At 69.2% G+C, this 21,533-nt stretch carries 16 protein-coding genes and 1 pseudogene; 9 read left to right on the forward strand and 8 right to left on the reverse strand.

Features of this window, described 5'->3' with window-relative positions; translation table 11 throughout:
- Positions 1–36: 36 nt before the first annotated feature.
- The 5 genes from JOF43_RS05885 to JOF43_RS05905 form a co-directional block, all read right to left on the reverse strand.
- Entirely contained in the window at positions 37–1,269 is a 1,233-nt protein-coding gene (locus JOF43_RS05885; protein ID WP_209900218.1) for a glutaminase, read from the reverse strand.
- Between the two features lie 40 nt (positions 1,270–1,309).
- Entirely contained in the window at positions 1,310–1,675 is a 366-nt protein-coding gene (locus tag JOF43_RS05890; protein ID WP_209900220.1) for a GNAT family N-acetyltransferase, read from the reverse strand.
- 52 nt (positions 1,676–1,727) lie between these two features.
- On the reverse strand, positions 1,728–3,230 hold the full coding sequence (locus JOF43_RS05895) for a S10 family peptidase (RefSeq protein WP_209900222.1): 1,503 nt from the start codon (positions 3,228–3,230) through the stop codon (positions 1,728–1,730).
- A 220-nt stretch (positions 3,231–3,450) separates the two neighbouring features.
- On the reverse strand, positions 3,451–3,777 hold the full coding sequence (locus JOF43_RS05900; RefSeq protein ID WP_209900224.1) for a hypothetical protein: 327 nt from the start codon (positions 3,775–3,777) through the stop codon (positions 3,451–3,453).
- A 10-nt stretch (positions 3,778–3,787) separates the two neighbouring features.
- Positions 3,788–5,485: a sodium:solute symporter family protein gene (locus JOF43_RS05905; protein ID WP_209900226.1), complete on the reverse strand. Its 1,698-nt coding sequence runs from the start codon at positions 5,483–5,485 to the stop codon at positions 3,788–3,790.
- A gap of 469 nt (positions 5,486–5,954) precedes the next feature.
- Here JOF43_RS05905 and JOF43_RS05910 point away from each other — a divergent pair, with 469 nt between their 5' ends.
- From JOF43_RS05910 to JOF43_RS05935, 6 genes are all read left to right on the forward strand, one after another.
- A complete protein-coding gene (locus JOF43_RS05910; RefSeq protein ID WP_209900228.1) occupies positions 5,955–7,289 on the forward strand; it encodes an ABC transporter substrate-binding protein in 1,335 nt (444 codons plus the stop codon).
- Positions 7,286–8,170, forward strand: coding sequence for a carbohydrate ABC transporter permease (locus tag JOF43_RS05915; protein WP_209899043.1), 885 nt, complete (start codon positions 7,286–7,288; stop codon positions 8,168–8,170). Before JOF43_RS05910 ends, JOF43_RS05915 begins: the two co-directional genes overlap by 4 nt.
- Positions 8,167–9,120: a carbohydrate ABC transporter permease gene (locus JOF43_RS05920; RefSeq protein WP_209900230.1), complete on the forward strand. Its 954-nt coding sequence runs from the start codon at positions 8,167–8,169 to the stop codon at positions 9,118–9,120. The genes JOF43_RS05915 and JOF43_RS05920 overlap by 4 nt, the downstream gene beginning before the upstream one ends.
- 319 nt (positions 9,121–9,439) lie before the next feature.
- Positions 9,440–10,777 (forward strand): serpin family protein, encoded by a 1,338-nt coding sequence (locus tag JOF43_RS05925; RefSeq protein WP_209900231.1) that lies wholly within the window; start codon positions 9,440–9,442, stop codon positions 10,775–10,777.
- 153 nt (positions 10,778–10,930) lie between these two features.
- Entirely contained in the window at positions 10,931–12,940 is a 2,010-nt protein-coding gene (locus tag JOF43_RS05930) for a beta-galactosidase (protein WP_209900233.1), read from the forward strand.
- A gap of 23 nt (positions 12,941–12,963) precedes the next feature.
- Positions 12,964–15,006, forward strand: a complete 2,043-nt coding sequence (locus tag JOF43_RS05935; RefSeq protein ID WP_342592095.1) for a glycoside hydrolase family 35 protein — start codon at positions 12,964–12,966, stop codon at positions 15,004–15,006.
- Between the two features lie 25 nt (positions 15,007–15,031).
- Here the strand turns inward: JOF43_RS05935 and JOF43_RS05940 are convergent, their stop codons facing one another.
- The 3 genes from JOF43_RS05940 to JOF43_RS05950 form a co-directional block, all read right to left on the reverse strand.
- Entirely contained in the window at positions 15,032–16,666 is a 1,635-nt protein-coding gene (locus JOF43_RS05940; RefSeq protein WP_209900235.1) for a type 2 periplasmic-binding domain-containing protein, read from the reverse strand.
- A gap of 28 nt (positions 16,667–16,694) precedes the next feature.
- Positions 16,695–17,555, reverse strand: coding sequence for a carbohydrate ABC transporter permease (locus tag JOF43_RS05945; RefSeq protein ID WP_209903131.1), 861 nt, complete (start codon positions 17,553–17,555; stop codon positions 16,695–16,697).
- A gap of 116 nt (positions 17,556–17,671) precedes the next feature.
- The gene (locus JOF43_RS05950) at positions 17,672–18,682 is read right to left on the reverse strand and encodes an ABC transporter permease (protein ID WP_377783136.1); all 1,011 of its coding nucleotides are present in this window, start codon (positions 18,680–18,682) and stop codon (positions 17,672–17,674) included.
- 205 nt (positions 18,683–18,887) lie between these two features.
- Between JOF43_RS05950 and JOF43_RS05955 the strand changes: the two genes are divergently transcribed.
- The 3 genes and pseudogenes from JOF43_RS05955 (at position 18,888) to JOF43_RS05960 (ending at position 21,502) form a co-directional block, all read left to right on the forward strand.
- Positions 18,888–20,060 (forward strand): Gfo/Idh/MocA family protein, encoded by a 1,173-nt coding sequence (locus tag JOF43_RS05955; protein ID WP_209900236.1) that lies wholly within the window; start codon positions 18,888–18,890, stop codon positions 20,058–20,060.
- Between the two features lie 3 nt (positions 20,061–20,063).
- Positions 20,064–20,234 (forward strand): annotated as a pseudogene (locus tag JOF43_RS22940) (hypothetical protein); the annotation flags it as partial.
- A gap of 47 nt (positions 20,235–20,281) precedes the next feature.
- On the forward strand, positions 20,282–21,502 hold the full coding sequence (locus JOF43_RS05960) for a sulfatase family protein (protein WP_245354028.1): 1,221 nt from the start codon (positions 20,282–20,284) through the stop codon (positions 21,500–21,502).
- Positions 21,503–21,533 lie beyond the last annotated feature (31 nt).

Raw genomic sequence — 21,533 nt, forward strand, 5'->3', positions numbered from 1 at the left:
TCGCCACCCCGTCTGAACGGCCGGGGTCGAGGCCGCTCACACGAGATCCGGGAGACTCCCGTCGCCGAGGTCCGGCTGGGGCAGGACGGATCCGGGGTCGTGCAGCCGGACCGCGTGGCCCTCGAGGCGCAGCCGCCGCAGTCCCTCGAGCGTCATCCGGCGGCCGACGTCCGTGAACGAGTGCACCGCGGAGACGTCCAGTTCCACGACGGCGTCCTGGACGACCTCGGCCATCAGGTCCAGCAGTTCGGCCGCGGCCGTGAACTGCACCGTCCCCTGGGTCGCGAGGACCGTGCTGTGCTCGCCCTCGCGCGCGGTGACGGCATCGAGCCTGCCCTGACCGGGGGCGAAGAGATGCATGCCCATGTCCCGGGAGAGCCGGGCGAAGATCTCGCTGCCGCGGCGGCTGTTGCCGTGTTCGTCGAGCCGCGGGGAGAGGGTCCCGATCCCGACCTGGTCCGGGAGCACCCCGACCATTCCCCCGGCGACGCCGCTCTTGGCCGGGATGCCGACGCGGGTGAGCCAGTCGCCGGCGGCGTCGTACATGCCGGCGGCCGCCATCACCGCCATCACCTGCCGGGCGACCTCCGGGGTCATCACGCGCTCGCCGGTGACGGGCTGGACCCCTCCGGTCGCGAGCGTCGCGGACATCATCGACAGGTCGCGCACGCCGACCAGGATCGAGCACTGGCGCGTGTATCCCTCGACCACGTCATGGGGATCGTCCTCGAGCACGCCGTAGGTGCGCAGCATGTGCGCGATCGCGAGATTCCGGTCGGCCTCGGCGAGCTCCGAGGCGCACACCTCCTCGTCGACGCGCAGAGTCCGGCCCGCGAGCCGCGAGAAGAGGTCGAGCACGTGCTCCACGCGGGACGCCTGCGCGGCGCCGCGACCGACGAGGAGCGAGTGGGTGGTGATCGCCCCGGCGTTGATCATGGGGTTCTTGGGCCGGTGCGTCCCACCCTCGAGGGAGAGCTCGTTGAAGGCCTCCCCGCTCGGCTCGACGCCGACCGAGCTCAGCACCTTCTCGAGGCCGCGGTCCATGAGTGCCGCCGCGTAGGCGAACGGCTTCGAGATCGACTGGATCGAGAACTCCGTCCCGACGTCCCCCGCCGTGTACGTGGCTCCCGACGTGGTCGTGATCGCGGCGGCGAGCCGGTCGGGGTCGGCCGCCGCGAGCTCGGGGATGTACTGCGCAGTCGCGCCACCGGTATCGCTGCGGAGGTCCTCGAGGACTTCGTCCAGGTAATCCGGGATCGGGCTCTTCACGGGGGATCCTCTCGTCACGACGTCGGGGGAGCGGACCGCCTCAGCCCAGCGCTTCGAGGTGCCGGGGCGTCACCGGGTCAAGGGAGGCGTCGAACTCATGATGCGTGGAAAGCCACTTGGTGACGTAGGGGCACACCGCGACGATCCGGCGACCCGCGGCGATGCTGCCCGCGAGGGCTTCCCGGGTCAGGGCGCCGGCCAGGCCGCGCCCGCCGAACTCGTCGAACACGACCGTGTGGTGGAAGATTCGCTGCGCGTCGCCGGTGATGCCCTCGACGTCGCGATACACCGAGAAGCCGGCGTGGTCCCCGTCGACGAAGACGTCGAAGCGACTCTCAGACGGATTATCGCGGACCTGGACGCCCTCCTGCTCCGGAACGGGGGCCGTCGGGCTCTGATCGGTCATCGCTGGGATCCTCTCGGTCGTCCTCGAGCAGGGAAACTGTCGGTGCCTCGGGTCAGGACTCGTCGGCCGCGGCGTCCTGGCCGGTGACGAACTCGGCGAGGTGCTGCGACAGTGCCAGGCGGCTCGGCTCGTGGCAGTACATCATGTGCCCGGCCTCGTAGTACTCGATGCGGATCCGCTGGCTGTAGTCCTCCCGCGGGATCGCGAGCTGGGCCAGCACGTGCTCGCTGGCATGGAACGGGGTCGCAGCATCGTGGTACCCGTGGGAGACCAGCACCGTCGTGTGCGGTGACTTCCGCAGCAGCCGGGCCAGGTCGGAGGCGACCTCGACGGAGCGGTTCTCGAAGTCCTTGTAGCTCCACGGATGGACGCGGCCGGACATGATCTCGTAGACCACGTCGCTGGTGAAGTCGAGCTCGCGGCGGAGGTACTGGTTGATGGTCGCGGTGTACGACGGCGCCAGCTGGTCGATCGAAGGGTCGCTCTCCATCGTGGCGGTGTTGCCGTCACCCGCCGGGGCGGTGAAGCGTCCATCGATGCGGCCGGCCTGCAGACCGTTCTCGCGCAGCAGCTCGGCGAGGAATGCCTGGTGCTCGACGCGCAGGTCAGCGCGCTCGACCCAGTCCGGGTCCACACCGATCAGGGCGCCGATGCGGGCGGCGGCCTCCTGCTTCTGCTCGGGGGCGAGGCGCAGCCCGGCGGCGAGCAGGGCCGGGTACTCCTGCTCGGCGAAGGCCTCCGCCTCGTCGACCACGTCCTGCAGCAGGCGACCCTCGTGCTTGCCGTGCGCGTGCGCGATCGCCGCGTAGGTGGGCAGGTAGTGCACGAAGGGCCGGTCATTGCCCTCGTGGAAGCGGATGGTGCCGAAGTCCAGCACCGGGGAGATCAGGGCGATGCCCGCGATCGCCACGTAGTAGCGGTCCATGAGGCGCGCGGCGACCGCGGAGGCACGGGTGGTGCCGTAGGACTCGCCGGCGAGGAAGATCGGCGAGGTCCAGCGCTGGTTGCGGGTCAGCCAGTCGATGACGAAGGAGGCCATCAGATCGCGGTCCGCGGCCAGTCCGTGATGGCGGTCGGTCTTCGCCCCGGGCACGGGACGCGAGTAGCCGGTGGTCATCGCGTCGACCACCACCAGGTCCGCCTGGCGCAGGACCGTCTCGTGGTTGTCGAGCAGCCGATGCGGCGGGGCCGCGGGGGAGCCGGCATCGCCCGAGTCCACGCGGCGCGGACCCAGCAGACCCAGGTGCAGCCACACCGTCGACGCTCCCGGCCCGCCGTTGAAGGCGAACACGACCGGTCGCTCCTGCGTGCCGGCGCCCTGGGCGACGTAGGAGACGGAGAACAGCTCGGCGAAGGCGGCGCCGCGCCCGTACTCCTCGCCCTCGGGCTCCTCCTTCAGCACCACCGTGCCGGTGGTCGCCGTGTAGTCCAGCGCCCTGTCCGGCAGGGCCAGGGAGTGGACAGTGGTGACCAGGTGGTCCTCGGGCTTCTCGGCGTCGGGGCCGGCGGCGTGGGTCGCCGCATCGGGGGAGGGGGTGCTGGGCTGGTCGGTCACTCGTGCTCCTTCGTCGGATCCGGCGTCGACCTCGATGCTATGCGAGGCCGACGGCGGGGCAATGGAGCGAGGGCACGCCCGCGCGGTGGCCGTCGACGCAGTGCGCGGCCGACACACCCCTCCGCATGCGCGAATCCCTCGATTTGCCCCGGAGGCGGGGCATATCGAGGGATTCGCGGTGGTGTGCGGTGGTGGTGGTGCGGTGGCGTGGCCGGGAGGATCAGTCCAGCGGAGCGATGTCGCGCGGCTCCTCCGCGCCCTCCTCGTTCTCGCGGACGACCATGCGGATGGGATCCAGCTTCGTCCAGACGACGAAGGCGACGGCCACGATGACCATGGCCAGGCCCGCCCACAGGTTGGCGTTGAGACCGTCGGTCTTGGCGGCCGCACCCTCGTCGAAGGCGAACAGGCCCATGGCCAGCAGGATCAGGCCGAACAGGCCGAGCAGGGTGCCGATGAAGTTGCGGATGTCGAAGGCGCCAGCGGTCTCGACGTGCTCGGACTCGGCGGCCGCGCCCGCGGGGGCTTCCTTGTGCGAAGGGGTCATGACGAGCTCCTTAGGCGAAGATGACGTTCAGGGCGACGACGAGGACCAGACCGATGCCGGCCATGGGGAGGGGACGACGCCAGAAGGGCATGGCCGCCTCCTCGGGGTCGACGAGGTCCGCCTTCGGGGTCTCCGAGTAGACCAGGCCCTTCAGCTCGTGCACGGGCTTCGGGGCGGTGAACTGGGTGACCACGACGGAGACGACGATGTCGACGACGAACGCGGTCGCGGCGCTCATGAAGGCGAGCCCCTGACCCGGCAGCGTGAACACGTGGAAGAACGTCGAGGATCCCCACAGCACGACGGCCGAGAGGGTGCCCGCCACCAGGCCGGTCCAGCCGGCGGTCGCGGTCATCCGCTTCCAGAACATGCCCAGGATGAACGTCGCGAACAGCGGCGCGTTGAAGAACCCGAACAGGGTCTGGAGGTAGTCCATCAGGTTGGAGAACTGCCCGGCGATCAGTGCGGTGAAGATCGCGATCACGCACGCCGCGGCCGTCGCGATGCGACCCACCTTGATGTAGTGGTCGTCGGGCGCGTCCTTCTTCACGTACTGCTGGTACAGGTCGTAGCTGACCACGGTGTTGAAGGCCGAGATGTTCGCGGCCATGCCGGCCATGAATGCCGCCAGCAGGCCGGCGATCGCGACCCCCAGCAGACCGTTGGGGAGCACATCGCGCATGAGCAGCAGCAGGGCGTCGTTGTAGGTGACACCGGTGCCCGCGGCCGCGGCGGAGTCGCCGGCACTGTCGAGCTGCTTGAACTCGGTCAGCTCGTTCACCATCACCGCGGCGATCATGCCGGGGACGATCACGATGAAGGGGATCAACATCTTCGGGAAGGCGCCGAGGATCGGCGTCATCCGGGCGGCGGTGATGGACTTGGAGGCCATCGCGCGCTGGACCTCGACGAAGTTCGTGGTCCAGTAGCCGAAGGAGAGCACGAAGCCCAGACCGAAGACGATGCCGACGACCGACAGGATCGGGCTGTCGAAGCCGGACAGCGCCGTACCGGGCCAGGTGTGCAGCTGCTCGGAGCCGAGCATGCCGTCACCGGCGACGCGCTCCTTCATGCCGCCCCAGCCGCCCACGCGGTGCAGGCCGATCAGCGTCAGCGGCAGCAGGGCCGCGACGATCACGAAGAATTGCAGCACCTCGTTGTAGATCGCGGCGGAGAGGCCGCCGACGGTGATGTAGAAGAGCACGAAGGCCGCGGCGAGCACGAGGCCCACCCACATCGGCCATCCCAGAAGTCGGTTCACGATGGTGGCCAGCAGCGACAGGTTCACGCCGGCGATGAGCAGCTGCGCCACGGCGAAGCTGATCGAGTTGACCAGGTGCGCGCCGGTGCCGAAACGCATGCGCATGAACTCGGGGACCGAGCGCACCTTGGAGCCGTAGTAGAAGGGCATCATCACGACGCCGAGGAACAGCATCGCGGGGATCGCGCCGACCCAGAAGTAGTTCATGGTCGGCATGCCGAGCTCCGCACCGGTGGCGGACATGCCCATGATCTCGACGGCGCCGAGGTTGGCAGAGATGAAGGCGAGGCCGGTGACCCAGGCGGGCAGCGAGCGCCCGGAGAGGAAGAACTCGATGGAGTTCGAGACGCCGCGCTTGGCATACCAGCCCACGCCGAGCACGAACACGAAGTACAACGCGATGATCGCGTAGTCGATCCACTGAGCATCCAGGCGGATGTCGACCATGGGGACCAGCTTTCCGGAGGAAGGAGAGGGGCGCCTCGGGCGCGACGCCCTGTTGCGTCGTCCTCGAGGCGGCGGAGCCTGACCGCCGGGCGGACACGCTACCACCGGATGGGAAGTCCTGCGATGGCTCACAGCGGCAACCGCGGGACAGTAGTGGCGGTGTCGTGATACGGAGACGCGCCGCCGATCGAACGCCCGGGGCGCCCGCGCACCCGGAGTGGCGCTCGACGCGCGCTCCGGCGGAAGTGTTTCCGGAGGCGGGGCGGCGCCCGATCCCCGGAGGCCGAGTGGCGCCCGACGTGCGTTCCGGTGGGACGCCTTCCGCGGGTGGGAGGCCATGAGATGGGCCGAGTCGGGAAGATCGCGTACGATCACGATTCGTGAACGTTCACGCTCCGAGGGGCGCCATGCCGCGGTGGAGCGGCTACGCTCACGGGGAACTCAAGGACGAGGAAGGACAAGGAGAGCGATGAAGCCACGTCTGACCCGGCGCACAGCGCTGGCGGGGTCCGGGGCGGCAATGGTGGGCGGCCTGGCCGCCTGTGCACCGCCGAACCCCGGCAACGTCAACGCCGAGGCCGTCATCCCACCTACTGACGGCCCGGTGACCCTCAGCTACTGGGCCTGGTTGAAGGACCTGCAGAAGGTCGCCGACATCTTCAACCAGAAACAGGACCGCATCCGCGTCGAGACCACCTGGATCCCCGGCGGCAACAGCGGCGGCTACGCCAAGATCCTCTCCGCGGTCGCCGCGGACGGCGGGCCCGACATCGCCCAGGTCGAGCTGCGGCAGGTCCCGGAGTTCGCCCTCGCCGGCGCCCTGACGGAGCTGAACCGCTACGACTTCGCCGCCCAGGCCGACGCCTACGATCCGGGCGCGCTCAGCCAGGTGAAGGTGGGCGAGGACTACTGGGCCGTCCCGCAGGACACCGGCCCCGTCGCCACCTTCTACAACCGGGAGGTGCTCGAGGGCGAGCTCGGACTGCGACCCCCGGCCACCTGGCAGGAGTTCCGCGAGACCGCCGGGACCGTCTCCGAGGCCGGCAAGAACCTCATCACCCTCGACCCGTCGGACGGCTCCTACCTGATCTCCTGGATCATGCAGTCCGGTGCCGTGTGGTTCCGGACCGAGGGTGACGGGTGGATCGTGGACATGACCGGCGACGCGTCGATGCGGGTCGCGGAGTTCTGGGACGAGATCCTGGCCGCGAAGATCATCGGTACCGGTTACGGCGCCTTCTCGACCCCGTGGATGGCCGCCGCCGGCGAGGGCGACGTGCTCGCCTCCATCGGCGGCTCCTGGGCCGACGCGCTCGTCCAGTCGGTGCCCGACGCCGAGGGCAAGTGGGCCGTGGCCCCCATGCCCACCTGGCCCGACGGGTATGCCTCCGGCGCCCACGGCGGGTCCGCGGCCGCGGTGCTGTCCACGAGCAAGCACCCCGTGGAGGCACTCGAGTTCCTGACCTGGATGTGCACCGATCCCGAGGGCATCGACGCCATGATCGAGTACTCCGGCATCGGCTGGTCGCCCGCCAAGGACTACATCGGCGAGACCCGGCAGGAGCCCTCGGAGTTCTTCTCCGGACAGAACTACAACGAAGAGGTCATCCTCCCCATGGCCGAAGACCAGAACCTCGACTGGACGTGGGCGCCGCTGATGCAGCGCGCAGCAGCCATCGTCGGCGACGGGATGACCACCGCCGTCAGCGGGGAGGTCCCGCTGGTGGACATGCTCCCGCAGACGCAGACGAAGATCGTGCAGATCATGCGGGATATGGGTTTGGATGCGGAGGAGGCGCGATGAGGTCGAGGAGTGCTCCGTGGGTGTTGTTGGCTCCGTTTCTGGTGGTTTTCATCGGGACGATGATCGTGCCGATCGTGATGGCGATCGGGTATTCGTTCAGTTCGGTGGAGCGGTCGGGGTTGTTGGGTGAGGGTGGTCTCACGAATAGTTTCGCGGGGTTCGAGAACTATGTGAAGGCGTTGTCGAATGCGAACTTCGTGGAGTCGATCGGGCGGATGGTCCTGTTCGGTATCGTGCAGGTCACGGTGATGATCGTGGCGGCGACGGTGTTGGCGTTGTTGTTGGAGACGGCGAACGCGAAGTGGCCGGGCTTTTTCCGGGCGACGTATTTTTTGCCGTACGGGATTCCGGGTGTGATTGCGACGATCTTGTGGTCGTTCCTGTACATCCCGGGGTTGTCGCCGATCGTGGACGTGCTGGGCTGGGTGGGGTTGGAGATCGACTTCCTGGGCCCGAACATGGTGTTGTGGTCGATCGCGAACATCGTGACCTGGACGTATACGGGGTACAACATGTTGATCATCATTGCGCAGCTGAAGGCGATCCCGGGTGAGTTGTACGAGGCGGCGAAGATCGACGGTGCCAGCGGGTTCAAGGTGGCGATGGCGATCCAGCTGCCGTTGATCCGGCCGGCGTTGATGTTGACGATCATCTTCTCGATCATCGGGACGCTGCAGCTGTTCGCCGAGCCGCGGTTGATGCAGACGATGAGTGCGGGGATCACCTCGGAGTACACCCCGAACATGTCCGCCTATGCCTTCGCGTTCCAGTACAACGATGTGGGTATGGCGGCCGCGCAGGCCGTGATCATCGCGGTCTCCGCGTTCCTCCTCTCAGCGGTCGCGCTGGGAATCTCCTCGTGGACGGAGAAGCGTCGATGACCACCTCGAACGATACGCAGCACAGGCAGGATCCCGTGGCGGGGCGGCGGAAGGCGACCCCGCCGCGTGCGCGGGAGGGGGATGGTCGGGCCGGGACTCGTGATGCGGGGCGGAAGCCGACGACGACGATCCTGGTCACCGCGATCTTGGCGGTGGTGGCGATCTATTTCCTGGTCCCGGTGTACTGGGTGGTCATCAATGCCACCAAGTCGACGGAGGATCTGTTCGGCACCAGTGGGTTCTGGTTCGGGGAGAGCTTCCAGCTGTGGGAGAACATCAAGGCGGTGCTGTCGGCCAACGGCGGTATCTTCCCCCGCTGGGCGGTGAACTCGGTGCTGTATGCCGGGGTGGGGTCGGTGCTGGCGACGTATTTCGCGGTCGCCGCGGGGTACGCGCTGGCGAAGTACCGTTTCCCGGGGCGACGTTTCGTCTATGTCCTGGTGCTGGGTGGGGTGCTGGTGCCCGGTACGGCGGTGGCGTTGCCGTTGTTCTTCTTGTTCAGCTCGATCGGGATCACGAACACGTACTGGTCGGTGTTGATCCCGTCGCTGGTGAGCCCGTTCGGGTTGTTCCTGGCCTCGATCTACGCCAGTGCGGCGGTGCCTGATGAGTTGTTGGAGGCGGGCCGGATCGATGGGGTGGGGGAGCTGGGGTTGTTCCACCGTCTCGCGTTGCCGCAGTTGACGCCGGCGATCGTGACGATCGTGTTGTTCCAGTTCGTGGCGATCTGGAACAACTACATGCTGCCGTTGGTGATGCTGGCGGACGAGAAGTTGTATCCGATCACGCTGGGGCTGGACAACTGGAGGGCCCAGACCGACCGGCTGCCGGAGTTCTACCAGCTCACAACCGGCGGTGCCCTGTTGTCGGTGATCCCGCTGGCGATCCTCATCCTGGTACTGCAACGCTTCTGGCGCGGCGGCCTCACCGAAGGCTCCATCAAAGGCTGACACCCCTCACCGCACCGAGGTAGAGCCTGATCTCGAGCCGGTGACCGGCGTCGAACCGTCGGCCGTTCCCGGATCCCCCGGTCCACCTTTCTCAGGAGGTGGGCCGGGGTATCCTTCGTGCTCGGCCCCGTGCCCGTGAGGTCGCCGGGACCTGGGGCTCGCATGGGCCTCAGGCCGATCATGGCAGCCAGCAGGATCGGTGCGATCCTCGCCGGGATCCCGAGCGCGAGTGGATCGACGCCGATAACCTGGCGCCGATCTGCGCTCTATATGTGCGCGACCCCTTGCCCCGGCGCCGGAAGTGCTCTTCGATGGAGACATGAGTTCTGTTGAGCCCCGCACCCGCCTCCTCCGCCGATCCGTCCTCGCCGCCGGCGCGACGCTTCCGCTCACCGCCCCCGCGCTCGCAGCGGGCGCCGGGGACAGCAGTGGTCGGAACGGGTCCGCCGAGCCCGATCTGAAGGCCGAGCTGCCGCGTGAGGACCCCGGCTCCGCGACGGCGGGGGACCCCGTCGCGCAGTTCAGTGCGCGGATGCTCGCCGCCATCGACCGGGCCGACGTCAACGCCGTCTGCTCGCCCCTGTCCGCCCAGATCGTCCTGACCATGATCGGCCTCGGCGCCGCGGGAGATACCCGGGCGCAGATGGAGGAGACCCTCGGCGGCGGCATGGACGAACTCGCCCAGGCCGCAAACACCCTGACGGCCGTGCTCGCTGCCGTTGGCGATGAGGAGCGCGAAGACCGGGACGACGAGGCGCCCGAACCGGCCGCCGTCTCGCTGGTCAACGGCCTCTGGCTGCAGCAGGGCATGACTGTCCGCGATTCCTACCTCGAGGACCTGGGTCGATACTTCGGCAGCGGTGTCTTCGAAGCCGACTTCACCGACGACGCCGAGCGGGAACAGGCTCGCGTGCGGATCAACGATTGGGCCGCCGAGGCCACGCAGGACCTGATCCAGGACCTGGTCCCGCAGGACGTCCTCGACGCCGACAGTCGCCTGGTCCTCGTCAACGCCCTCCACCTCAAGGCCGCCTGGCACAAGACGCTCAGCCGCACCACCGGCACCTTCACCACCGCCGACGGGAGCGCACTGAGCACCGAGCTGCTCTCCGGCTCCACCCCGCGCTGGTACGAGGACGACCTCTGCCGCGCCACCGCGCTGGAGACCTACGGAGATGACCTCTCGCTCGCCCTCGTCCAGCCCACCCGGGACCTCGACACCGTCCTCGACGCCTGGTCGGAGCTGGCCGACGACGATCGCGCCGGCCTCGGTGCGCTGCTCACCGGGCTCGAGGCGTCCGAGGAGAGCACGAAGCTCACCCTCCCCGGCTTCGACATCGCATGGGACGCGCCGCTGACACCCGTGCTCGACCAGCTCGGGATGACCGAGGCCCTCTCCGAGGACGCCGACCTCTCCGGCATCACCGGCGAGGAGGACCTCTTCATCACCCACGTGCTGCAGAAGGCGGTGATCACTGTCGACGACGAGGGCATGGAGGCCGCCGCCGCGACCGCAGCCGCCGTGGGCACGACGTCGGTGGTGATCGATGAGCATGAGCTGGTGCTGGACTCGCCGTTCCTCGTCGTCGCCTACGAGCGCTCCACCCGCGCACCCCTGGTTCTCGGCTGGATCGGGGATCCGACCCGAACCGAGTAGTCGCCGCTGGTCCGCTCGCGGGGACGGGCAGTTGGCTGCGTCCGGGTACGGGTGTGGGTGGGCGCGGTCTGTAACTGGAGTCCGGGGGGCGGTCCCGGCTGCTCCGACTACCCTGGTGACAGAGCGCTCGACGGTTCTCGCGATGGAGGAGACATGACCGCAGCACGTCCCTGGCCCGTCGGAGTCGACGGCATCGCCTACGGCGGCGACTACAACCCGGAGCAGTGGCCCCGCGAGGTGCGGCTCGAGGACATCGAGCTCATGCGCGAGGCAGGGGTCACCCTGGTCAGCGTCGCGATCTTCGCCTGGGCCACCCTCGAGCCCCGCGAGGGCGAGTACGACTTCGCCTGGCTCGACGAGGTCATGGACTCCCTCGGCGAGGCCGGCATCAAGGTGGCGCTGGCCACGGCGACCGCCTCCCCGCCCCCGTGGCTGACCCGCCACCACCCCGAGATCCTCCCGGTCACCGCGGACGGCACCGTGCTCGGCCAGGGCGGACGCCAGGCCTACGCCGTCTCCTCGCCGCTGCTGCGCGAGTACGCACTGCGGATGACGCGGGTGATGGCCGAGCGATACGGCGACCATCCGGCGCTCGCGCTGTGGCACGTCGACAACGAGCTGGGCTGCCACGTCCCCCACGACTACTCCGAGCACGCCGCCGTCGCCTTCCGCGGCTGGCTCGAACGCCGTTACGGCACCATCGAGGAGCTCAACCACGCCTGGGGCACCGCCTTCTGGTCCCAGCGCTACGACTCCTTCCGCGAGATCCTGCCGCCGCGTGCCGCGCCCACCTATCCCAACCCCACCCAGCAGCTCGACTTCGCCCGTTACTCGAGCGATGAGCTGCTGGCCCACTACCGCGCCCTGCGCGACGTGCTGCGCGAGGTGACCCCGCAGACCCCTGCCACCACCAACCTCATGCTCTCCTCCGCGATGAAGTGGATGGACTACTTCTCCTGGTCGGATGACCTCGATCTGATCGCCAACGACCACTACCTGATCGCCGCCGAGCAACGCGGGCAGATCGAGCTGGCGCTGGCTGCGGACCTCTCCCGCGGTGTCGCCGGCGGTGACCCGTGGATCCTCATGGAGCATTCCACCTCCGCCGTGAACTGGCAGCCGCACAACCGCGCCAAGGGCCCCGGGGAAATGCTGCGCAACTCGCTCTCGCACGTCGCGCGCGGGGCCGATGGGATCATGTTCTTCCAGTGGCGTCAGTCGAAGGCCGGCGCCGAGAAGTTCCACTCGGCGATGGTGCCCCATGCCGGGCGCGAGACCGACGTGTGGCGCAACACCGTCGCGCTCGGACGTGCCCTCGAGGCGCTCGCCCCCGTGCACGGCAGCCGGGTGCTGAACCGGGTCGCGATCGTCATGGACTACCCCTCCTGGTGGGGCAGCGAGCTGGACTCCCACCCCACCCAGGCGCTGCGCTACAGCGAGGAGCTGCTGCGCTGGTACACAGCGCTGTGGGATCTCGGCGTCGGAGTCGACCTGGTGCCGACGGGCACGGACCTGACCGGCTACGACCTGGTGCTCGCCCCGACGCTGTACACGGTGGCCGACGAGGACGCCGAGCGTCTGGCCGAGGCGGCCCGCTCCGGCGCCCAGGTCGTGGTCACCTTCTTCTCCGGGATCGTCGACGAGAACGACCACGTCCGCCTGGGCGGATACCCGGGCGCCTTCCGCGACCTGCTCGGCGTGCGCAGCGAGGAGTTCCATCCGCTGCAGGAGGGCGAGCTCCGCTATCTCGACGACGGCACCGTCGCCGACCTGTGGAGCGAGAAGACCCATCTCGAGGGCGCCGAAGCGGTGCGCACCTGGGCCGACGGGCCGCTTCGGAGCTGGCCCGCGATCACCCGTCAGGTGGTCGGGGAGGGTGCGGCCTGGTACGTCGCCGCGCGCCCCGCCGCCGAGGGACTCGAGACGCTGGTGAACGAGATCGTCACCGCCGCAGGGGTGGAGCCGACGGTTCCGGGCCTGCATCGCGACGTCGAGGCCGTGCGCCGTTTTGCCGAGGATGGCACCACCTACCTGTTCGTCCTGAACCACTCCGACCGCGACCAGGTGGTGCAGGTCAGCGGGCACGAGATGCTCACCGGGGCGGCGGCCAGCGGGGCGCTGACGGTGCATGCGGGAGCCGCGGCGGTGATCCGGGAGAACTGAGCTCGGCTGGCACACTGAGCGGCGTGAACAGTTTCACCGAGAGGACGACGATGACCGCCCTGCTGCAGCCCACCCCGGACGGATTCCTCCGCGCGGGGGAGCCCCACCTCGTGATCTCCGGGGCGATCCACTACTTCCGCGTGCACCCCGAGCAGTGGCGCGACCGCCTGCGCCGCCTGGTCGCGATGGGCTGCAACACGGTCGAGACCTACGTGGCCTGGAACGTCCACCAGCCGGCGCCCGACGTGGTCGACTTCGCGGGCATCGCGGACCTGGGCCGGTACCTGGACCTCGCCGCGGAGGAGGGGCTGGACGCGATCGTGCGCCCTGGACCGTACATCTGCGCCGAGTGGGAGAACGGCGGGTTCCCCGGCTGGGTCCTCGCCGACCGCAATCTGCGCCTGCGGAACCGCAACGCCGGCTACCTGGCGCTGGTGGACGCGTGGTTCGACCAGCTGATCCCGGTGATCGCCTCCCGACAGGCCATCCGCGGCGGCAACGTCGTGATGGTGCAGGTCGAGAACGAGTACGGCAGCTTCGGCGACGATGCTGCCTACCTCCACCACCTGCGCGACGGGCTGCGCGAGCGCGGCATCGACGAGCTGCTGGTGACCTCCGACGGCCCGACCCGTGGCTGGCTGACCGGCGGCACGGTCGACGGAGCGCTGGCCACCGTGAACTTCGGCTCCCGCGCGCTGCAGGTGCTCGAGATGGCCGAGCGCGAGCTGCCCGCCCAGCCGCAGATGTGCATGGAGTTCTGGAACGGCTGGTTCGACCACTGGGGCGAGGAGCATCATGAGCGCACCGGGGGCGACGCCGCCCGGGAGCTGGCCGACATGCTGGGCAGTGGGATGAGCGTGAACTTCTACATGGCTCACGGGGGCACCAACTTCGGTCTGCGCGCCGGCGCCAATCACGACGGCGCGCTGCAGCCGACCACCACCAGCTACGACTACGACGCCCCGATCGCGGAGAACGGGGAGCTCACGGAGAAGTTCCGGGCCTTCCGCGAGGTGATCGCCCGCCATCGCCCGCTGCCCGCGCTCCAGGAGCACCTCACTCGACTCGGTCTCGACGCGGCCCCGGCCCGCCTCGCGGCCGGCGAGGTGGCGCTGGAGAAGGTCGTCGCCCTGCGCGGCACCGAGCGGTTCACCCGTCCCGCCCCCGTGCATCCGGCCCCGCCGTCCTTCGAGGACGTCGGGCTCGAGCGGGGACTGCTGCGCCTGACGAGGGACGTGGAGATCACCCGCACCGGCCACGGGGAATCGCCCGCCATCGACCCGCTGCGGCTCTACGGCCTGCACGACCGCGCCTGGGTGTACGTCGACGGGATCTTCGTGGGCGCCACCGGGCTCGATCCGGCGCAGGCCCTCCGCCCCCGCGGCGAGCGCTCCGATGACACCGATCCCGCCATGATCGAGCTCGCGCCCTTCGCGGACCGCCTCCTGCCCGGGGGCGGTCACCGCACCGTGCGGGTGGAGATCCTGGTCGAGAACCTGGGACGGGTGAACTTCGGGCCGTACCTGGGAGAGCGCAAGGGGATCCTCGGCGGCGTCTGGCAGAGCGTCCGCTTCCTCAACGACTGGGAGGCCGATCCCTGGCCGCTGGAGGACATGGCCGAGGAGCTCGCCGCGCTGGTCGAGGTCGGCCCCGAGCTCGAGGAGAGCAGCGCCACGGGAACGGTGGCGCGCGGTGGGGCGGACGGTGGCGACGTCGCAGGTCCCGGCTCAGATCCCGGCTCAGATCCCGGCTCTGATCCCGACAAGGGTCCCTCCAAGTCTCCGCCCGCCCTCGACGACGCCCTGCCGGTCCTGGTCAGCGCCTCCTTCACGGCGGACCGGCAGGCCGACACCTTCCTCGACGTCTCCGGGGCGGGCCACGGCGTCGCCTTCGTGGGCGGTTTCTGCGTCGGCCGCTATTGGAACATCGGCCCGCAGCAGACGCTCTACGTGCCGGCACCGCTGGTGCGGGAGGGACGCAACGAGGTGCTGCTGGTCGACCTCGAGAAGCGCCCGACGCACCTCGCACTCGCCGAGCAGCACCGCTTCGGCCGCGCGGACGACTAGGCCGCCCGAGGGCCCGGCGGGTGCGTCAGACCCGGTTCGACGGCGTGACGGGGACCTCCTCGGGCAGCAGCTCGGAGTACTCCTCGATGATCTGCTTGCCGCCCTCCTCCTCCCACTCCCGCAGGGCGGCGGTGAAGTGGTCCATCGTCGCGCGGCCCTGGATCACTTCGTCGCGCGCCTCGTCCAGACGGGTCTTGATCGTCGTCCCCACCCGGGAGTCGGTGGGGGAGTAGAGCCCCTTCGTCGGGCTCTTCTGCGCCAGGGGGAGCAGCTCCTGCTCGCGCTCGTAGATGTAGCGGGAGTCGTCGGGGATCGGGTTGTAGATGACGCCCTCGCCCGCGGCCATGATCTCCAGCGCGCTCTGGAGGCCGGGCACGTTCTGGGATCCTTCCTTGGTCAGCACGTAGTTGCCGTCCTCGACGGTGTACTCCTTGCCCTCCGTGCCCCAGTTGACCTGCATGAACTCGGTGGTTCCGAAGGGGGCGGAGAGGTAGTCGATCACGCTCAGCAGCTCGCGGATGCGGGCCTCGTCGTCCGTCTTGCGGAAGGGAGTGAAGCCCACGGTGCCGTATCCCATGTCGTAGGTGGGGATGCGCCCTTCGACGGCCGGGAACGGGATCAGGATGTCGCCCCTCAGCTCGGGGTCGTCCTGACGGGTCTCGGCGGCGCCGCTCGGCCCCACCGAGACGAGCGCGGAGAGTGTGCCGTTGGCCAGCAGCTGCGGCGCCTCGGCCAGGTTGAAGTCCGGGTAGAAGGCGCCGGAGGCGAACAGCTCGCGGGCGAACTCGAGGGCTTCGAGGTACTCGTCGGTCTGCTGCGCGGCGGTGAGGCTGCGATCCTCCTCGACGCGGTACCCGTTGGGGACGCCGAACCATTCGCCGATCATGTGGAAGGCATTGGGGAGGAAAGGTTCGAGCGCCCAGCGCCTGCCGGGTATCGACAGCTCCCGGCACTTCTCGAGGAACTGGGTGGCGCTCTCGGCGCGGAAGCCGTCCACCTCCTGCCACACCGCCGGGTTGCCCACGTAGACCTGGCCGAAGGGGGTCGAGGGGATCGGGGCTCCCCAGATCCGCCCGTTGACCACGGCGGTGCGCCAGGAATCCTCCCGCAGCGCAGCGAGGTTCGGATACTCGAGCACCGCATCCCCGGCGAGGTAATCCGTGAGGTCGGTGAAGGCGGCCTCGAGCATCGGTCCGACGTTGGGGATGCCCTGGTTCGGCGGCACCCACATGAGGTCGGGCAGATTGCCCGAGGCCAGAGTGGTGGCGAACTTCGAGGGGTAGTCGTCCACCACGACGTCGAGGTCGAACACCCCGCCCAATGCAGAGTTCAGGCGCTGCCAGAAGGGGTTGCGGTCCATCGGCGGGGGAGGCGTCTGGAAGGTCTGGGTCAGCCCTGTGATCGTCCCGGAGGTGATCGGCTCGGCCGTGGTGGTCGTGAGCAGCTGGTCGGGGACGGTCAGGTAGACGTCGTGGAGGCCCTCGGAGCTGCCGGGCAGATCCGGGGTGAGGCCCTCCAGCGGACGGTAGGTCGGGAGGGTGACGTCGGCGACGTCGGGGATCTCCGGCACGGGCCGGGAGCCGCACGCGGCGGCACCGGTGCCGAGGGCGAGGGCTCCAGCGGCGGCGAGGACGTGGCGGCGTCGGGGTTCGTGACGCATGGGGGGTCCTTTCTCGGGGGTGGGCCGCTCAGCCCTTGACGGCGCCGGTGATGACGCCCTTGGAGAAGTACTTCTGGAGGAAGGGGTAGATCAGCAGGATGGGGACCAGCGCGACGACCACGACGGCCATCTTGATCGACTGCGGGGCGGCCGACTGCTGCACCCCGAGCTGGTCGGCGGTCATCGAGGTGCCCTGGATGACGTAGCTGCGCAGGATCAGCTGGATCGGCCACAGCTCCTGGTCATTGATGTAGAGCATCGCGTTGAAGAACGAGTTCCAGTACGCCACGGCGTAGAACAGGCCGATCACGGCGATGACGGCCTTGGACAGCGGCATCACGATCTGCCAGAGGATCCGGAAATCGCTGGCGCCGTCGATCCGAGCGGCTTCGAGCAGCTCCTGGGGCAGGGCCATGAAGAACGAGCGCATCACGATGAAGTTGAAGGCCGCGAACGCCGTCGGCAGGATCAGGGACCACAGGCTGTCCAGCAGGTGCAGCTCCTTGATCATGAGGTACAGCGGGATCAGGCCGGGGGAGAAGAACATCGTCAGCACGATCCCCAGCAGCATCGGCTTGCCGAACAGGACCGGGCGGCTGAGGGCGTAGGCCATCGTGATCGTCACGAACAGTGCGATCAGGGTCCCGGCGACGGTCACCAGCACGCTCACCCCGAGCGCGCGGAAGATGAGCGGGCTCGCGAAGATGGTGCGGTACGCCTCGAGCGTCGGGTCCGTCGGGAACAGCACGTAGCCGCCGGCCTCGCGGATCTCGGAGTCCGAGGCGAGCGAGGTGGAGACCACCACCAGCATCGGCACCAGGATCGAGATCGAGACCGCGAGGATCACGATCGTCTTGAGGGCCGACAGCGCGGGGGAGGGCTTCTCCATCCAGCTGGGCCGCTCGGAGCGTCCGCCGATGAGGTCCCAGAGGCGCCGGTGGATCCCGCGCTCGTCGGGACGTCCTGGGCGCGGGGCCGAGTCCGTGCGATGTGCGGTCGCTGCGCTCACTTGCTGCTCCCTCGGTAGATGCCGTCCTCGCCCAGCAGGTGGGCGACCTTGTTGGCGGCGAGGATGAGGATCGTGCCGACGATCCCCTTGGCCAGCCCGGCCGCCGCGCCCATCGACCAGCTGCCGCCGATCACCCCGGCGTAGTAGCTGTAGGTGTCCAGCACCTCGGCGGCGTCGGGGCCGACGGCGTCGCGCTGGAGGATGAACTGCTCGAAGCCGACGGTGAGGATCGAGCCCAGCTGCAGGATCAGCAGCAGCACGATCACCGGGCGCATCCCGGGCAGCGTGATGTGCCAGATGCGGTGGAGACGGCCGGCGCCGTCCATCGCGGCCGACTCGTACAGCGAGGCCGGGATGGAGGCGAGCGCCGCGAGGAAGATGATCATGCCCCACCCCGCGTCCTTCCAGATCGTCTGCAGGGTGACCAGCAGGGGGAAGGTGCTCGGGTTGGTCATGAACGGGATCGTGTCCATGCCGTGGGAGGCGAGGAACTGGTTGATGAACCCGGCCCCGCCCAGCATCTGCTGGAACAGCGCGATCACCAGCACCCATGACAGGAAGTGGGGCAGGTACACGATGGACTGGAAGGCCTTGCGGAAACGCGGGGTCATCATCGAGTCCACGATCAGCGCGAGCAGGATCGGGACCGGGAAGAACAGCACCAGCTGCACCGCCGCGAGCACGAGAGTGTTGCGCAGCGCCACCAGGAACTGCTCGTCGTGGAACAGATCGATGAAGTTCCACAGCCCGACCCACTGCGCCTCGGGGATGGTGATGAAGGGGTAGTACTCCTGGAAGGCGATGACGTTGCCGAGGATGGGGATGTAGAAGAACAGCAGCAGGCACAGCGCGCCGGGGATCATCAGCACGAGCATCTGCCAGTCCTTGCGCAGGCGGCTGCGGAGCGAGGCGCGAGGGCGCCGGCGGACCGTGGAGCCAGGGGTGCTCGCAGCGCTCACCGCCCCTGCGGGCGGCGCAGGCGGCTGCGTGGTGGCGGGAATGGTCACGAGATCCGTCCTCTCGGTGGTGTCCCTGGGGAGGCGCGCTCGCCGCAGAAGGCGTCGATGCCTTGACAGGGTGGCTCAGAGCGTAAATGCTTTCACCTCAGTTGTACATCGTGTCGGCGACGCTTCGACCGGTCCCCCGCACGGAGCAGTCGGGAACAATGGTGAAGACGCCCGTCGTGCCCCTCTTCGAAAGCGGTACCCCTCCATGGCAGACCTCCAGCTCGGCGTGATCGGCTTCGGCGCACGCTCCTCCCTGGCCACGCACGCCCACCGGCCCGGCGAAGGCTCTCGCGTCACCGTCGTCGCGGATCCCTCCGCGCGCGGCAAGGAGCTGGCTCGTGAGCGGTTCGGTGAGGGCGTCGCGACGGTCGATTCGGCAGAAGAGCTGCTGGCCGGGCACGCGGTCGACGCGGTCATGATCCTGACTCCCGACTTCGCGCACGCCTCGGTGGCCCTGCAGACCCTCGGTGCCGGCATCCCCACCTTCTGCGAGAAGCCGATGGCGATCCGGGTCGAGGACACCGATGCGATGCTCGCCCTCGCCCAGGAGAAGCGCACCCGCCTCTACGTGGGCCACAACATGCGCCACATGCCGGTGATCCGGCAGATGAAGCAGATCGTGGATTCGGGGCGCATCGGCCGGGTGCGGGCGATCTGGTGCCGCCACTTCGTCGGCACCGGCGGCGACTTCTACTTCAAGGACTGGCACGCCGAGCGGGAGAAGGCCACCAGCCTGCTGCTGCAGAAGGGCGCCCACGACATCGACGTCATCCACTGGCTGTCCGGGGGATACACCCGGCGGGTCTCGGGCATCGGTGACCTGGCCGTCTACGGTGACGTCACCGACCGGCGCGACAACTCCGACCGCCGGATGGGCGAGTGGTACGACGAGGACATCTGGCCGCCCACGACGCAGAAGGAGCTCAACCCCGTCATCGACGTCGAGGACATCTCGATGCTGACCATGACGCTGGACAACGGGGTCCTCGCCTCCTACCAGCAGTGCCATTTCACCCCCGACTACTGGCGCAACTACACCGTGATCGGGGACGCCGGGCGGATCGAGAACATGGGCGACGGCAGCGGCGACCAGATCCACATCTGGGAGTCCCGTCGCTCCGGTCCGGGCCGGCCCGACGCGGTCGAGGTCGTCGCCCGCGCGACGGGCGGCCACGGCGGCGCCGACCCGAGCCTGGTCGCGGAGTTCCTGCGCTTCGCCCGCGACGGCGGAGCCACCGACGTGTCGGTGATCGCCGCCCGCGAGGCCGTCGCCACGGGCGTCTACGGCGCCGAGTCGATCCGCCACGGCGGGACCCCCTACGACATCCCCGCACTGCCGGAGCAGCTGCGCACGTACTTCGACGAGGGCCAGGCCTGAGCCATGGCAGAGCCCGGCGCGGGGTCGCCGGAGGCCGGCCGCCCGAACATCGTGCTCCTGGTCTCCGATGACCACGGGTTCGGGGACCTCGGGTTCCGGGGCACCGACCCCGCGGTCTCCACCCCGCACCTCGACGCACTCGCTGCCGACGGCAGGGTCTACGACAACGCATACGTCACCGCGCCGATCTGCAGCCCCTCCCGGGCGGGGCTGATCACCGGGTGCACCAGGCGCGCTGGGGTGCGCACTGGTTCACCGACTCGGAGATGGCCCCGGAGGCGGTCCCCAGCCTCGCCGAACAGCTCGGCGAGCGCGGCTACCGCACCGGGTACTTCGGGAAGGTCCACTACGGGGCCGACGAGGAGGGCAGCCGCGCCTGCCCGCCCCGTCACGGCTTCGAGACCTCCTTCTACGGTCTCGCCGCCCACTCCATGGGGCCCCTTCACTACCTGCACCACTCCCGGGCGCACGAGGCGGCCTACGGCGAAGCCGCCCACCGCCACGGCGTCGCCCCGATGTGGGAGGGCACGGAGGCCGTCGACTGCGAGCGGCACCTCACGGAGGAGTTCATCGAGCGGACCCTCGACTTCGTACAGGCGCCCGATGAGCGCCCCTTCTTCGCCATGGTCGCCTTCAACGCCGTCCACAACTTCACCTGGCAGCTGCCCCGGCACGAGCTCGACGCCCGCGGCCTGCCGGCCCACCCGGACTTCGACGCCGAGACCACCGAGTACCTGGACTGGTACGACGGCGCGGTGGAGCCGAACCTCGAGAACGGGCGCGAGTACTATCTCGCCCAGCTCGAGATCATGGACCGCGAGATCGGGCGGCTGCGGGCGCACCTCGAGGAGTCCGGCCTCACGGAGAACACGATCGTCGTCTATATGACCGACAACGGGGGATCGCGCTGCAACTACGGCCGCAACACCCCCCTCGAGGGCTCGAAGTACACCCTCTACGAGGGCGGGATCCGCACCCCGATGCTGATCTCCTGGCCGGGTGTGACCGAGCCGAGCACGGTGTCCGAGGCACTGGTGAGCTCGCTCGACCTCGCGCCGACGTTCCTCGCGGCGAGCGGTCGCGGGCTCGAGGACGGAGCCCTCTGCGACGGCCTCGACCTGCGTGCCTCCCTCGAGGACGCCGCGACCCCCGTGCACGAGGTGCTCCACTTCGACACGACCTTCCAATGGGCCGTCCGCACCCCGCAGTGGAAGCTGCGTCACGTCGACCCGGAGTCACGGGCCCGGGCCGGCATCCTCCAGGTGGAGCACACCGACATCGGGCACGGTCTGCAGCTCAGCGCCTCCGCCCCCACCCTCGCGGGGCTCGACGAGACGACGGACCTGGCCGCATGGCATCCGGAGGTCGTCGAGGAGCTGACGGCGGAGCACGAGCGATGGCTGGCCGAGATGAGGGAGTCGGCCCGGACCCTGACGGTCTGACCCCGGGCGGCCCGAGCGCCGGTGGCCCGGC

Source organism: Brachybacterium sacelli, assembly GCF_017876545.1.
GTDB classification, from domain to species: Bacteria; Actinomycetota; Actinomycetes; order Actinomycetales; family Dermabacteraceae; genus Brachybacterium; species Brachybacterium sacelli.

Bases quoted from the DNA above. Each gene is read 5' to 3' on its own strand.
- JOF43_RS05925 (WP_209900231.1), top strand. From the start codon at position 9,440: ATGAGTTCTGTTGAGCCCCGCACCCGCCTCCTCCGCCGATCCGTCCTC.
- JOF43_RS05945 (WP_209903131.1), bottom strand. From the start codon at position 17,555: ATGGAGAAGCCCTCCCCCGCGCTGTCGGCCCTCAAGACGATCGTGATC.
- JOF43_RS05890 (WP_209900220.1), bottom strand. From the start codon at position 1,675: ATGACCGATCAGAGCCCGACGGCCCCCGTTCCGGAGCAGGAGGGCGTC.
- JOF43_RS05915 (WP_209899043.1), top strand. From the start codon at position 7,286: ATGAGGTCGAGGAGTGCTCCGTGGGTGTTGTTGGCTCCGTTTCTGGTG.
- JOF43_RS05905 (WP_209900226.1), bottom strand. From the start codon at position 5,485: ATGGTCGACATCCGCCTGGATGCTCAGTGGATCGACTACGCGATCATC.
- JOF43_RS05920 (WP_209900230.1), top strand. From the start codon at position 8,167: ATGACCACCTCGAACGATACGCAGCACAGGCAGGATCCCGTGGCGGGG.
- JOF43_RS05930 (WP_209900233.1), top strand. From the start codon at position 10,931: ATGACCGCAGCACGTCCCTGGCCCGTCGGAGTCGACGGCATCGCCTAC.
- JOF43_RS05955 (WP_209900236.1), top strand. From the start codon at position 18,888: ATGGCAGACCTCCAGCTCGGCGTGATCGGCTTCGGCGCACGCTCCTCC.
- JOF43_RS05940 (WP_209900235.1), bottom strand. From the start codon at position 16,666: ATGCGTCACGAACCCCGACGCCGCCACGTCCTCGCCGCCGCTGGAGCC.
- JOF43_RS05900 (WP_209900224.1), bottom strand. From the start codon at position 3,777: ATGACCCCTTCGCACAAGGAAGCCCCCGCGGGCGCGGCCGCCGAGTCC.
- JOF43_RS05910 (WP_209900228.1), top strand. From the start codon at position 5,955: ATGAAGCCACGTCTGACCCGGCGCACAGCGCTGGCGGGGTCCGGGGCG.